General features: G+C 57.3%; 10 protein-coding genes and 2 pseudogenes. 3 read left to right on the top strand and 9 right to left on the bottom strand.

Annotated elements, in window-relative coordinates; all coding sequences use genetic code 11:
* Positions 1-3: 3 nt before the first annotated feature.
* From MF4836_RS13045 to MF4836_RS13035, 3 genes and pseudogenes are all read right to left on the bottom strand, one after another.
* Positions 4-2,952 carry an HD domain-containing phosphohydrolase gene (locus MF4836_RS13045; protein WP_078470651.1) on the bottom strand — a complete coding sequence of 983 codons (2,949 nt, stop codon included), beginning with the start codon at positions 2,950-2,952 and terminating at the stop codon, positions 4-6.
* Between the two features lie 197 nt (positions 2,953-3,149).
* Positions 3,150-3,776: a response regulator transcription factor gene (locus MF4836_RS13040; RefSeq protein WP_078470650.1), complete on the bottom strand. Its 627-nt coding sequence runs from the start codon at positions 3,774-3,776 to the stop codon at positions 3,150-3,152.
* Between the two features lie 305 nt (positions 3,777-4,081).
* A pseudogene (locus tag MF4836_RS13035) lies at positions 4,082-4,801 on the bottom strand (deoxyguanosinetriphosphate triphosphohydrolase); the annotation flags it as partial.
* A gap of 468 nt (positions 4,802-5,269) precedes the next feature.
* On the opposite strand from MF4836_RS13035, the gene MF4836_RS13030 reads away from it, so the two are divergent.
* Both MF4836_RS13030 and MF4836_RS13025 read left to right on the top strand, forming a co-directional pair.
* Positions 5,270-5,815 carry a hypothetical protein gene (locus tag MF4836_RS13030; RefSeq protein ID WP_078470649.1) on the top strand — a complete coding sequence of 182 codons (546 nt, stop codon included), beginning with the start codon at positions 5,270-5,272 and terminating at the stop codon, positions 5,813-5,815.
* Positions 5,816-5,874: 59 nt separating this feature from the next.
* Complete coding sequence (locus tag MF4836_RS13025) at positions 5,875-6,420, top strand: hypothetical protein (RefSeq protein ID WP_078470648.1); 546 nt, start codon at positions 5,875-5,877, stop codon at positions 6,418-6,420.
* A 268-nt stretch (positions 6,421-6,688) separates the two neighbouring features.
* On the opposite strand, the gene MF4836_RS35010 is transcribed toward MF4836_RS13025, so the two are convergent.
* From MF4836_RS35010 to MF4836_RS12995, 6 genes and pseudogenes are all read right to left on the bottom strand, one after another.
* Positions 6,689-7,342, bottom strand: a complete 654-nt coding sequence (locus MF4836_RS35010) for a hypothetical protein (RefSeq protein ID WP_153050233.1) — start codon at positions 7,340-7,342, stop codon at positions 6,689-6,691.
* A 486-nt stretch (positions 7,343-7,828) separates the two neighbouring features.
* Positions 7,829-8,458, bottom strand: a pseudogene (gene dgt, locus MF4836_RS13015) (dGTP triphosphohydrolase); the annotation flags it as partial.
* 75 nt (positions 8,459-8,533) lie between these two features.
* On the bottom strand, positions 8,534-9,697 hold the full coding sequence (locus MF4836_RS13010) for an EAL domain-containing protein (RefSeq protein ID WP_078470646.1): 1,164 nt from the start codon (positions 9,695-9,697) through the stop codon (positions 8,534-8,536).
* A gap of 129 nt (positions 9,698-9,826) precedes the next feature.
* On the bottom strand, positions 9,827-10,168 hold the full coding sequence (locus tag MF4836_RS13005) for a hypothetical protein (RefSeq protein WP_078470645.1): 342 nt from the start codon (positions 10,166-10,168) through the stop codon (positions 9,827-9,829).
* Entirely contained in the window at positions 10,165-10,554 is a 390-nt protein-coding gene (locus tag MF4836_RS13000; protein ID WP_020299715.1) for a phage holin family protein, read from the bottom strand. The genes MF4836_RS13005 and MF4836_RS13000 overlap by 4 nt, the downstream gene beginning before the upstream one ends.
* A 1-nt stretch (position 10,555) precedes the next feature.
* Positions 10,556-10,870 carry a DUF883 family protein gene (locus MF4836_RS12995; RefSeq protein ID WP_020299716.1) on the bottom strand — a complete coding sequence of 105 codons (315 nt, stop codon included), beginning with the start codon at positions 10,868-10,870 and terminating at the stop codon, positions 10,556-10,558.
* A gap of 333 nt (positions 10,871-11,203) precedes the next feature.
* On the opposite strand from MF4836_RS12995, the gene MF4836_RS12990 reads away from it, so the two are divergent.
* Positions 11,204-12,412 carry an ammonium transporter gene (locus tag MF4836_RS12990; RefSeq protein ID WP_078470644.1) on the top strand — a complete coding sequence of 403 codons (1,209 nt, stop codon included), beginning with the start codon at positions 11,204-11,206 and terminating at the stop codon, positions 12,410-12,412.
* Positions 12,413-12,429 lie beyond the last annotated feature (17 nt).

Raw genomic sequence — 12,429 nt, 5'->3', positions numbered from 1 at the left:
GCTTCACTCCATCAGTCCGGCCTTGCGCAGCAGGCCTTGCGGGTCGACCGCATCGATCTGCTGCGGCTCCAGAAAGCGTTCGGCGTAATGCCGATAGACCTGTGCCTCGATAAACAGGCCGAACAGTTCGGGATCGATATGGGCGTCACGGCACATCATGGCCATGATGCCCAAGGCTTCACTCAGGGTCTTGCCCTTCTTGTAGGGGCGATCCGCGGCTGTCAGTGCTTCGAAGATATCGGCGATTGCCATCATCCGTGCCGGCAGGCTCATCTGTTCGCGCTTCAACTGTTTGGGGTAGCCGGTGCCGTCCATTTTCTCATGATGGCCGCCAGCGATTTCCGCGACGTTGTGCAAATGGTGGGGGAAGGGCAGGTGGTTGAGCATCAGGATGGTTTGCACCATGTGGTGGTTGATCACATAGCGCTCCTCACGGGTCAGCGTGCCGCGGGTGATGCTCAGGTTGTAGAGCTCGCCACGGTTGTATTTGTGCGGCGGTGCGTCGAGCTTGAAGCCCCAGGGGTTGTCTGCGGCGATCAGTTCGCTTTCATCGCGTTCCAACAGATGCTCGGGTTTGTCGGCGAGGAGCCGTTCACGGACCGGCAGCGTTGGAAGCGGCCCGCGCTCCTGGCGTTTTTTCTCCTCCCAGGAGACCCCCAGGCGATCATCCAGGGTTCGGCTCCAGGTGCGTTCGGCAATCTCTCGCAGGCGCTGCAAGTCGGCCTCGGCCATGGCTTCGCCGCCCACGTTGCAGTGGGCGACAAAGGCGAAGTCGGCGTCCAGCTGGGCCAGCTCGGCATCCCGGGTGCTGGCCAGTGAGGATTCATCGCCTTCCCGGGCCAGGCCTTGCCAGTAGTTGATCCAGGCATCGCGCTTGAGGACTTCGAAGCGTGTGCGGATTTCGTGGATACGGTCGTTCAGGGTTTCCAGCTTGGTGGCCTTGTCGACCACGTATTCCGGGGTCGTGACCTTGCCGCAGTCGTGCAGCCAGGCAGCGATATGCAGGGCCTCCCATTCATCTTCATTGGGCTGGTAGGCGGCGAAGGCCGGTTGCTGGCTGGCGGCAGCGGCTTCGGCCAGCATCAGGGTCAGTGCCGGCACCCGTTGGCAGTGACCGCCGGTATAGGGGCTCTTGGCATCGATGGCCCCGGCCAGCAGTTGGATAAATGAGTCGAGCAATTGCTTTTGTTTGTTTTGCAGGCGCTGGCTGTCGATGCACAGCGCGGCAGCACCTGATATGGCCTGGATGAAGGCGATGCGATCAGGACGCAGTTTTTCCAGGTCGGCTTCCTGGCCGCTGTCCACCAGCAGCAGGACGAGCACGCCGACGGTTTCGTTGTGTCGATTGCGCAGGCGCAGGCCGATCAGATGGGCGCTGGGGCAGGCCAGGGCCAACATCACACTTTGCAGATTCCCGGCCTGTTCGAAACCCAGGGTGGTGACCAGGCTGTCGCGGTTCGCCAGTTGCTGCAGCCAGGTCGGGCCCTGGGGGTTGTCGAGGACCAGGGCGGGCAGGTTGAACGCCGTCGGGTCTTGCTGTTGGCCGTCGATGGTCAGCCCGTGGGGCTCCAGGCGCGTGCCTTCGCTTTCGCAGAGGAAGATCAGCCCCGCCTGGGCCTGGCCGATTTTCACGGTTTCAAACAACACGCGTTGTAACAGCGGGTCGAACCGCGTCTCGGCGGACAGGCTGGCAGTGATCTCGAAGAAACTCGCCAGGGTGTCCTTCATCCGCGCCATGGAGACACTCAACTGATCGACCTCAAGCACCGGCGAACGCCGGGTGACCGGGTAGTGGAAGTCGAAGCTGCGAATGGCGTCGGCCTCCTGCACCAGGGCCCGCAACGGCCGGACCAGCACTCGCGAAATCAGCCAGCCCAGGGGCAGGCACAGCAACAGCGTGGCCAAGGTGATCAGTGCACCCTGCCAGCGCATGCGATAGGCATCCACCAGCAGTTCATCCTCCGGCACCAGCAGCGCCAGTTGCAGGCCGCCGGGACCCCCTTCCGCGATATGTCGACTGGCGACGATCCAGGTGCGGTCTCCCACCTGCAGACGATTGGCCTGGGCCGCGCCGTGCAGCAACGCATCAAGGGCCGGGCTCAGATCGTTGGCCTTGATCAGTCGCGCGGTCTGGGCCTCGATGATCAGCCGGGTACTGTCCGGGTAGGCCACCGCATTGCCGTTGGCGTCGATCAGGGCGATTTCGGTACTGGGGGTGACGCGGTGCTTGGCCAGGGTGGCGGACAGTTGCTCGAGGGTCAGGTCGGCGCCTATCACTGCGCTGTCGCCGCTGCGCCGGGCCAGGGTGGTGCCGACGTTGCGCGTGGAAAAGAACACATAGGGGGCGGTGGTGATCTGTTCGTCATCGCGAGGAGCATTGGCAAACCAGGCGCGCGTGCGCGGGTCATAGCGTTCGTTGCTATTGCTGCGTTGATCGAGCAGGCCCAGGGTGCTGTCGTAGAACAGGGTTTGCGAGCGCACCTGCTCGCCGCCGGGGTCGCGCTCGATGCTCCAGACTTCGTAGGCGGCCGCCTCCGGAGCCTTGCGTGCGGCCTTGAGCGCGGCGCTGCGCAGCGGCCGGACCATGAAAAAGTCGCCGTTGGCATAACCCACATAGAGTGAGGCCAGTTCCCCATGGTCGATGAGCGATTGGCTGAACGGCTTGAGCAGCGCCAGGCGTCGATTCAGGTCGGGTGCCTGGATGGCCGGGTTGTCGGCCTGCAGGCTGAGCAGGTAACGAATCGGCTGGTAGGTGTGTTTCAGGTCCTGCTGCACATCCTGCTCGATGCGCTGGAACAGATGTTCGCTGCTGGACAGGATGATCCGAGTGGTTTGCTGGTAGTTGAAAAAGCCCAGCACGATACCGGTCAACAACAGTAAAAAGGTAAACATCACGCTGATATGCACGTGGAGAGGAAAGCGGCGTTGTTCGGACCGTGGCGTGCTCGGCATTGCAGTGCTCTCCAGGGCGCACGGGGGGGCGCTGCTTAGGGGGTAAGCATAGTTAAGGCAGATCCATTTTGCCTCGCGACGCAAGCGGGAGGCTGCCGCCCAGCACCCTGGACATCAAGGCAGAGTCTTGAAAATACTGAATAGTGGCGTTTTGATATTTATCTGGCAAGCGCCGTTTTTTCCTGGTGTGTGGGCCGTCAGACCAGTGCATTGCGTTTCGCCATATCGATCAATTTGGCCATGGACTGGATATCCAGTTTTTGCATGATTCTTTTCTTGTAGGTACTGACGGTCTTGTTGCTCAGAAACATGCCGGTGGCTATTTCCTTGTTGGTACGGCCCAGGGCGAACAGCTGCAAGACGATCAGTTCGCGGTCATTGAGTGAGCGGAACAAGGCCAGTTCCAGGGGCGAGCTGTGCTCGGCGGGCGTGGTGGACAGGGTTTGACTGGGAAAGTAGTGGTAGCCCCCCAGGATTGCCTTGATCGCGCCGAGCAGTTCATTGAGCTCCTGCTCCTTGCTCAGGTAGCCGCTGGCTCCGCCCCGCATGCAGCGGTTGGCGAACAGCGCCGGCGGCTGGGCGGTCAGGACCAGGGTCCGCAGGGAGGGGCTCAGGGCGTTGAAGCGGTAGAGCAACTCCAGACCGTCGATCTTGGGCAGGCAGATGTCGAGGATGACCAGGTCCGGCATGCACTCGCGGACCAACTGCAGGGCATCGACGCCGTTGTCGGTTTCGCCGACGATCTGGTGCCCCTCGTGTTCCATCAGGATACGGATTGCCAGACGCATGATCGGATGGTTGTCGATGATGAAAATCGAACTCATGTTAAACCTGCTCGGAGCAATTAAAGGCCCCGAACATTAGCCCAGCTCACCACTGGAATTACGTGATCCAGGGCCTCAAACGCAAACTAGGAAGGTTCCTACGCTCAATGGAGGTGGGGATTACAACGGGCTGGCGGTTGGGTGAAGTACATCCGTTTGCAAATGTTAATGAGCAACCATCAGCGCTGCGCACCGCGGTCGGTGAACAGGCCTGGAAGCCGTCTAAAGGTGTGCCTGAGAGTGTCAGGTCGGGCATCAGGGGAATGCCGCCCTTCCACGATGGGGAAGGGCGGGGCAGGACCCGGTTAGTGCGGGCTTGAGCGGCCGGTCATTTCCCGGGCCATTTCACTGGCGTAGCTGTCAGTCATGCCCGCGATAAAGTCGATCATGCGCAGGAACGACGCGTGCAGCGGCCAGTTCGGGTCCGGGGCGTTGTTGCCCAGGAGGTCGAGGATGCGCCGGTTCTTGAACGACGGGGTGCGCCCGCCATGTTGCTCCAGCGCTGCGCCGCAGAAGGAGTTGAGGAGGATTTCCAGGGTGGTGTAGGCGCCGATTTCATGCAGGGTCTTGCGCTTGTCCTGGAAGATTTTCTTGCGGGCGATGTCCTTGGCGTTCAGCACGCAACGCTTGGCCGGGCCGTGCATGTGCTCCACCAGGTCACCGTGCAGGGTGCCGGCCAGCAGCGCATCCTGTTGCTCGACGAACGCGCGGGCGGCGGCATTGGTCAGGTGCTCGATGGCCTTGCCCCGCAGGATCGCCAGCTTGCGCCGGCGTGAATCCTGAGGGCCGAGCTGGCGATAGGTCTCGGGCAGGTCGTCACCTACCAGCCCCAGCAGCAGTGATTCAACCTCGGCATACTCCAGCAGCTCCATCTCCAGGCCATCTTCGAGATCGATCAGGGCGTAGCAGATGTCATCCGCGGCCTCCATCAGGTACACCAGCGGATGGCGGGCCCAGCGCTGTTCTTCGAGTTGCGGCAGGCCGAGTTTGTGGGCGATCTGCTCCAGCAGCGGCAACCCACTACGGGCAATTCAGCAACCAAACTGTAAAGTTGCTATCTAATTGATTTATATGAATAAAGCGTAGTTTTAAGCCTTGTTCTGAAAAGCCCAGAGATCGTGATGCCAACGTTAGCGGTAGGGAACGTTTCTAAGGATTCGTCGAAAATTGCCGTCAGGTAGCGAGCTTCTTGGTGGTGGAGAAGCTTTGCGGGCATGCGTCCCCATCACTCACGCCCTTGGCGTTCCCATCGCGTTAAACGACAATGAGGAACACCAAAGGAGTCGTCATGAAAGCAAACTGAATTTTGGCGGGAATCGGTATTGCGGTAGGGACCGGCGTTCTGGTCGCCATTTCCGTGGTAACTAAACAGTTATTGGTTTCGTGCGGATTTTTAAATGAGGTGGATTTTACTATCGCTACCTGTGTGATAGCATTCTGCCTTGGTGTTGATAGGATGGTGCATGTAATTAAACTGAATGGATAAGGAAAAAATGGATAAGATATTAGGAATTTTATTGGCGTCGTTGATTGCCGTTTCTCCGTTCGCTGTATCAGCGGAAACCTTTGGGCATGTCGAGCTTGATAAAGACAGAAGAAGCGTTGAGTATTCTGGACCTATCAATAAAACAATCAACGCTATTAAAGATCGGAAATGGCTGGGTCAAACCAAGGATATGAACGGTGGCGTTGTATTTACGCCTTATGTAAACCCTCAGTTTGGTAGGAATAATACTGAATCTGGTGGGGCTATTATGGTTACGGCTACGTTCTATCTATATGATCAACCAGTCAAAGAAGCGTTGATGGTTGCACGCCAAAGTCAAATTCCCGGTTTTGTTGAGTTTTATGGCTACGACTCAAGAGAGCTTCAAATGCATGTAAGAATAATTGATGATGACACGTTTCAATCTTTCGCAAGTGATACGCAATACCGCTCTCCTGAAAAGCTGAATACTTACAAGAAGGTTGAACACTTCAATAAGAGTCAATATAAAAGCCAATTGAAAACCCCAGAAGAAAGTGGGACTTGGTTTTAGTTAATTTAAAATAAAAAAACTATTCTGGTGGTTTTTTAAGGGTTGAATTGAGGGGGCAAATGAAAAAAAATATCAGCTTGGCGTTTGCAGTAGTGCTAGCCGCTTCGTCTATGGTTGTTAGTGCGGAAGTTTTTAATCATGTTGATTTGGACAAAGATAGGCGGAGTGTTGAGTACTCTGGCCCTATCAATAAGACGATCAACGCTATTAAAGAACGTAAATGGCTAGGTCAAACCAAGGACATGGATGGTGGGGTTGTATTCACCCCTTATGTGAACCCCCAGTTTGGTAAGAACAATACTGAATCCGGTGGTGCCATCATGGTGACTGCTACATTCTATCTATATGATCAACCAGTCAAAGAAGCGTTGATGGTTGCACGTCAAAGTCAAATTCCCGGTTTTGTTGAGTTTTATGGCTACGATTCAAGAGAGCTTCAAATGCATATAAGAATGATTGATGGTGACACATTCCAATCTTTCGCAAGTGATACGCAATATCGCTCTCCTGAAAAGCTGAATACTTATAAGGTGGTTGAGGGCTTTAACAAAAGTCCATATAAAAGCGAGTTGAAGTCGGTCGAGGAAAGTGGTATGTGGTATTAAATTAAACCACAGCCATTGTATTGGTTGTATTTTGATAAGTCCAAAAGCAGTTAGATAAGCATTTGTTTTGCTTCTTGGATGGCGATATTTAGGCTACCTTCTAAGTTGGCCTTTTTATACCGTTCCTACATCAGTTCTAGGGCCTATCTAGGTGGTTTTCTAAGGTTTGCCAAGTTAAAACTTTGATGTGTATGTTATGAGTGCGTGTTTCATTGTGTTTTGCGAGTGAACTTCTCACAAAAAAAGGCCGCCGAAGTGGCCTTTTGTGTCAAAGCTGAACTTTTAGCTTGTCAAATTCGCTTTTGATTTCGTTCAGCATTAGTTTGCGTCCGGCATTTTCTTTTGAGTTCGCGTGTACGCTTGTTGCGAGAGTTGCGATTCCGCTGAGGGCTGTTCCAATAATATAGCCGAGCCACCCTCTGCCGATATAAGTAGCGAGTGCGGTGAATGCTAGCCCGGCAGCGGCGACAATTTTCCCGCCGTTGTAGTTTTTCATTTCGCCATCTTCATAGTACGTTAAAGGCAATGCTAGCAGTGCTAAACTAAAAAAAGTTCCCGCTAAAGGCATTGTTAAACCCCAGAACTCTTGAGAGCCAGTACTGCTTTTTTGGGTAACATAGCCAAGAGGGTAGATCTGCCCGACTGGAGTTACTTGATAAGCTATGGGTTCTCCCTCTTTAAAAGCCATTAGAATTTTCTTACCCACTGGGGCATGTAAACTTTCGTTGAGTAGGATTACTGGCAGTAAGTCCCCGTCGGGGAACTCAAGGACTAGCTCTAGCTTTACATTGGTACCTATGTTGTTGCTTACAGAAACGTTATTACCTTGCTTGCTTGTTGTAACAGAGCCGCTTGTGTGGGAGCTGACCGTTTTATCTCTTACAATTACTGCTACATATTTCACTACAGTTTTTTTACTCATGTCTATTCCTTAGTTTCTTTAGCAAAAAACAAAACACAATTACAAACTTGAATTTTTACCTCAGATTCCTACTACGAACTGGTCATTTTGAGGTTCAATAGCCTTAGGTCCAAAAATGGCATAATGCTACCATCTGTTCAGGTGAGAATCCTATCATGTCTTTGAGTCCATGGAAGGGGTAACGCTGAATCCGAATCACCTAGCCTTACAGCTAGCCAGAGAACTTGCAGCAACTCTTCCACTGGCACTCAGGCCTGTAGAGGTTACCGAGCCAGTGCTTTTGCTTCTTTACTGGCTCTGGTCTTTACGAGCACCTAGCCAGATCGGGCTGTTCACGGAGTGGGGTTTGCGTTTATGATGAAAGTTACGAAAGATCAGGCCTTATTCCAAAAAGGCATAGATTTACGCATGCCTATTCTAAAATACTCGCACTTATAACTTCTTGGCTGTTGACATTGCAATAATGTCGTTTTTGGTTGCAAGGCCTAAATACAGCTCGCTCTGGTAGCAGCCGAACTTGTGCTTCTTGTAGCCCAGGGAGTCGGCGTGGCGTGCGGTCCAGGGGTATTTCAGGTAGGTGCCGAGGGTGGCGTAGGTCAGGCGCGTGCCGCCGTCGAACTGGTGGTATTCGAGCTGGGTCAGTACCCGGAAACCCTGGGCATTGCCTTCGAAGTTGAGGAAGTCGTTGCGCTCGGCCTCGCTCATCGCATCCAGCCAGCCACGTCCGGCAGCCTGCTGGAACCAGTGGCGGATGGCATCTTCACCGGAATGGCCGAAGGGCGGGTTGCCGATGTCGTGGGCCAGGCAGGCCGATTGCACCACCATCCCCAGGTCGCTGGGTTCGCACCAGTCGGGCAGGGCGCTGCGGATCGTCTCGCCGACCCGCATGCCCAGGGAGCGGCCGACGCAACTGACTTCCAGGGAGTGGGTCAGGCGCGTGTGGATGTGATCGTTGCTGGTAACCGGGTGCACCTGGGTCTTGCGTCCCAGGCGGCGGAAGGCGCCGGAGAAGATGATGCGATCGTGGTCTTTGTGAAAGGGGCTGCGGCCGAGTTCTTCTGGGCTGTGCAGCGGTTTTCCGAGGCGTTCGCGGTTGAGCAGGGTCTGCCAATCCAAGGCTGGGTCTCTCCGTCAAGTGACTGATGGGCTAGCTTCCCGGTTCGCGTCACGACCTGCAAGTGCTGCTAATCACTAAAGCCCGGCGGCATCGATATCGATCAACAGCAGACGTTGGCCATTATCGAAAAACTGCCCGGCGGTCAGGCAATACTGGTTGCTGGTGGCATCGCGGTAGGTGTTGGACAGGGTCAGGCGGCGCTCGTCCCAGCCTTCGGCCAGCAGGTGATAGAAGTACGGTCGCCACGACCAGTTGTGCCCGACATAGCTGTGGTTGGCTTCCCAGCCGTTGTTGCGCCACTCCAGGTTGGGGGTCAGTTGCGTGCCATGGCGGTCGCATTGATAGAAGCGCAGCAACCAGGGGAATGCCTGCAACTGTGGCAGTTGGCTGATCGGCGCCTGAGCCTGGGCCCAGGCTTGCAGAATCGCCATCAGCTCGGCGAGTTGCTGGCGCATCACCATCAATCGATTGCGCTCGCCGAGCTTGTGCTGCACGTAGCGTTCGCGCAGTCGGGCGAACGGCGCGACAAAGGCGTCGCTGGCGAAAAAATGTTCCTCGGCGCGGGCAAACAGAAACCCTTGCACATAGCGCGAACCACACTCCAGGGCGAAACTCAGCTCGGCCTCGGTCTCCACTCCTTCGGCGATGATCCAGCAGCCGGTCTTCTCGGCCATCTGTGCCAGGGCCTTGACCACGTCACTGCTCGGGCCGCCTCGGGCCGCCGCCTGGAACAGGCGCATGTCGAGCTTGAGGATATCCGGCTGCAGGGCCAGCACCCGATCGAGCTGGGAATAGCCGGCGCCGAAGTCGTCGATGGCGATACGCGCCCCGGCCTCGCGATAACGCGCCACCACTTCGGCCAGGCGCTGACTGTTGCCGCCCAGTTCGGTGATCTCGAACACTATGCGCTGTGGGTCGACCCCGTGTTGCTGCAACTGCTTGAGGCTCGGCAGGGCTTGGCCGCTGCGCAGGCGGCTGATCCAGCGCGGCGAGATATTCAGGCTCAGGAACCACTCTTCGGGCGCTTCGTGCAGGCGGCTCAGAGCTTTTTCGCGAATCAGGCGATCAAGGCGGCGCAGGGCGGTCGAGGGGGTTCTGGAGTCGGCGAACAGAGGACCGACCGAAGCCAGTTGGCCATCAGCCTGGCGCAGGCGCCCCAGGGCTTCGACACCCGCGATACGCCCGGTGGCGGTATCGATGAATGGCTGAAAGCAGGCGAGCGGTTGCCCGTCGATCACATGGCCTCCTTAAGTGTGTCTTGTTGGATTTGAAGCCGGCGACTGTCGGTTGGACAGGCAGGAAACGGCCCCTTTGATAAAGGGGCCGATCGAGGATGCTTAGCAAGAATGCAGCCAGATTCAGACTGACTAGTTTTTACGCGAGGAGCCTTGCATGGCCAGTTTGATCAGCGGCACCAGGGTGGTGCCCAGGCGGACTATCCGGGTCAGGCTGCTGACGCCGCCGCCCTTGGCCCCCTTGCCGGTGAAAAACCCCAGCAGGGTCACCGCAGCCACGCCCCATAACGGCGCGTGCTTGATACCAAAACCGGCTTGCCAGCTTTGACCCAGCCCGCGCATGCGCTGCAAGGGCTGGAGCAGTTGCTGGGATTCGTGGCGGATTTCCTGGCGATGCATTTCCATGCGCAAGCGAATCAGCGCCTTGCGCATTTCCCGGCGGGAGCTGTTTTGCGGAATCTCGGGCAGGTTCATGGCAGCAGGCGCTCCCGGTCGTTGGCGAGTTCTTCGAGGGTGCCGTGGAAGGGCGAGGACTCATCGAAGATCGCGGCTCTCAGGCGCATGGCGCAAAACAGCGCGGCCAGGCTGTAGAAAACGCACAGTCCGATGATGCCGGCCAGGCGGTAGGTGTCCCAGAGCAAAATCAGCACCAGCGCCGACAGCCCTACCAGCAACAGCAAGGCGAACACCAGGGCCAGCCCGGCAAACAGCAACAGGCTTACGGTGCGCGATTTCTGCTCTTGCAGCTCGATGCCGAACAGCTCGACGTGGCTGTGCAACAAACCCAGGAAAGCAGCGCCTAGGCGCCGCGATGAGGAGCTGGCGCCCGCTGCGGGCGAGTCGGAATCACCGATAGCCATATCAGCGCCGTGTCGCCAGCAAGCCAATCAAAAAGCCCACGCCTGCCGCAATGCCGACCGACTGCCAGGGGTTGGACTGGACATAGTCTTCAGTGGCAGTGACCGCCGCCTTGCCGCGTTCGCGCAGGGAGTCTTCAGTCAGTTGCAGGGTTTCGCGGGCGCGCAACAGGCTGTCGTGGATCTGCCCGCGCAACTCGTCGGCCTGGTCGCCGGCCAGGGTCGCGGTGTGTTCCAGCAGACGTTCCGTGTCACTGACCAGTGCCTGAAAATCCGCCATCAGTATTTCTTGAGCAGTCTTTGCCGTTTTGCTGGCCATGGTTATCTCCGTAGTGGCTTGTGAGTGTTTCGAGTATGAGCCTTGGCTGAAGGTTCAGTGCAAATCTCTGGTACAGCTTTTGCTTTGTCGTGGTGCGCAATCTCGGGCGATTGCGCTGAAAACGCGCACCCGCACCCGCAAGGCGCGTCAAACCTTAGCCTAAAAAACCAAAAATCGAACCTTTGATCCCCGAGCATGATTTGCCTCGACATCGGCTCTGCGCCAAAACGGTTCGCCAATGCCCCCGCCAAGGGGTGGTTGGTGCCAACTTGGTGCAAGTAGCCTGGTCCACAGCATCAGGGGTCTATTGCTGATATCAGGTCTGCCAACCCCATGGAAAATTTGCAAAGCGCTGTGGACAGTCTGGTCCATGCTTCCAACTCGCTGTTTATCCTGATTGGCGCGGTCATGGTCCTGGCCATGCACGCCGGCTTTGCGTTCCTTGAAGTCGGCACCGTGCGCCAGAAGAATCAGGTCAATGCCCTGTCGAAGATCCTCAGTGACTTCGCGATCTCGACCCTGGCCTATTTCTTTATAGGCTATTGGATCTCCTACGGCGTCAGCTTCCTGCAGCCGGCGGCGGTGCTCAGTGCCGATCACGGCTACGGGCTGGTGAAGTTCTTCTTTCTGCTGACGTTTGCCGCGGCGATCCCGGCGATTATTTCCGGTGGCATCGCCGAGCGGGCGCGCTTCGTGCCGCAATTGTGCGCGACGGCGCTGATCGTGGCGTTCATCTATCCGTTTTTCGAAGGCATGGTCTGGAATGGCAATTTCGGCCTGCAAGCCTGGTTGCTGGCGCGCTTTGGCGCCGGCTTCCACGATTTTGCCGGTTCGGTGGTGGTGCACGCCATGGGCGGCTGGCTGGCGCTGGCGGCGGTGCTGTTGCTGGGCCCGCGCAATGGCCGCTATCGCGACGGCAAGCTGGTGGCGTTTGCGCCTTCGAGCATTCCGTTCCTGGCCCTGGGCTCGTGGATTCTGATTGTCGGCTGGTTCGGCTTTAACGTGATGAGCGCCCAGACCCTGCAAGGCGTGAGTGGCCTGGTGGCGGTCAACTCGCTGATGGCGATGGTCGGCGGCACCGTGGCGGCGTTGATTGTTGGGCGCAATGACCCAGGCTTTTTGCACAACGGCCCATTGGCCGGGCTGGTGGCGATCTGTGCCGGATCCGACCTGATGCACCCGGTGGGGGCGCTGGTCACCGGGGCCATTGCCGGCGCCTTGTTTGTCTGGTGCTTTATCGCCGCGCAGAGCCGATGGAAGATCGACGATGTGCTGGGTGTCTGGCCATTGCACGGTTTGTGTGGCGTGTGGGGCGGCATCGCCTGCGGGATCTTCGGCCAGAGCGCCCTGGGTGGCCTGGGCGGGGTCACCCTGGCCAGCCAGTTGATCGGCACCACCCTCGGGGTGATGGTGGCGCTGCTCGGCGGCTTTGCCGTGTACGGCACGATCAAGGCCTGCCACGGCCTGCGCCTGAGCCAGGAAGAGGAGTATTACGGCGCCGACCTGTCGCTGCACAAGATCGGCGCGGTCAGTCAGGACTGACCGCGGTCGTTCCCCGG

Origin of the sequence: Pseudomonas sp. MF4836 (assembly GCF_002018875.1) — a bacterium.
In the GTDB taxonomy this organism is placed as follows: Bacteria; Pseudomonadota; Gammaproteobacteria; order Pseudomonadales; family Pseudomonadaceae; genus Aquipseudomonas.
Note: the sequence above shows the minus strand (reverse complement) of the source record. Positions and strands in the feature narration are given on the sequence as shown.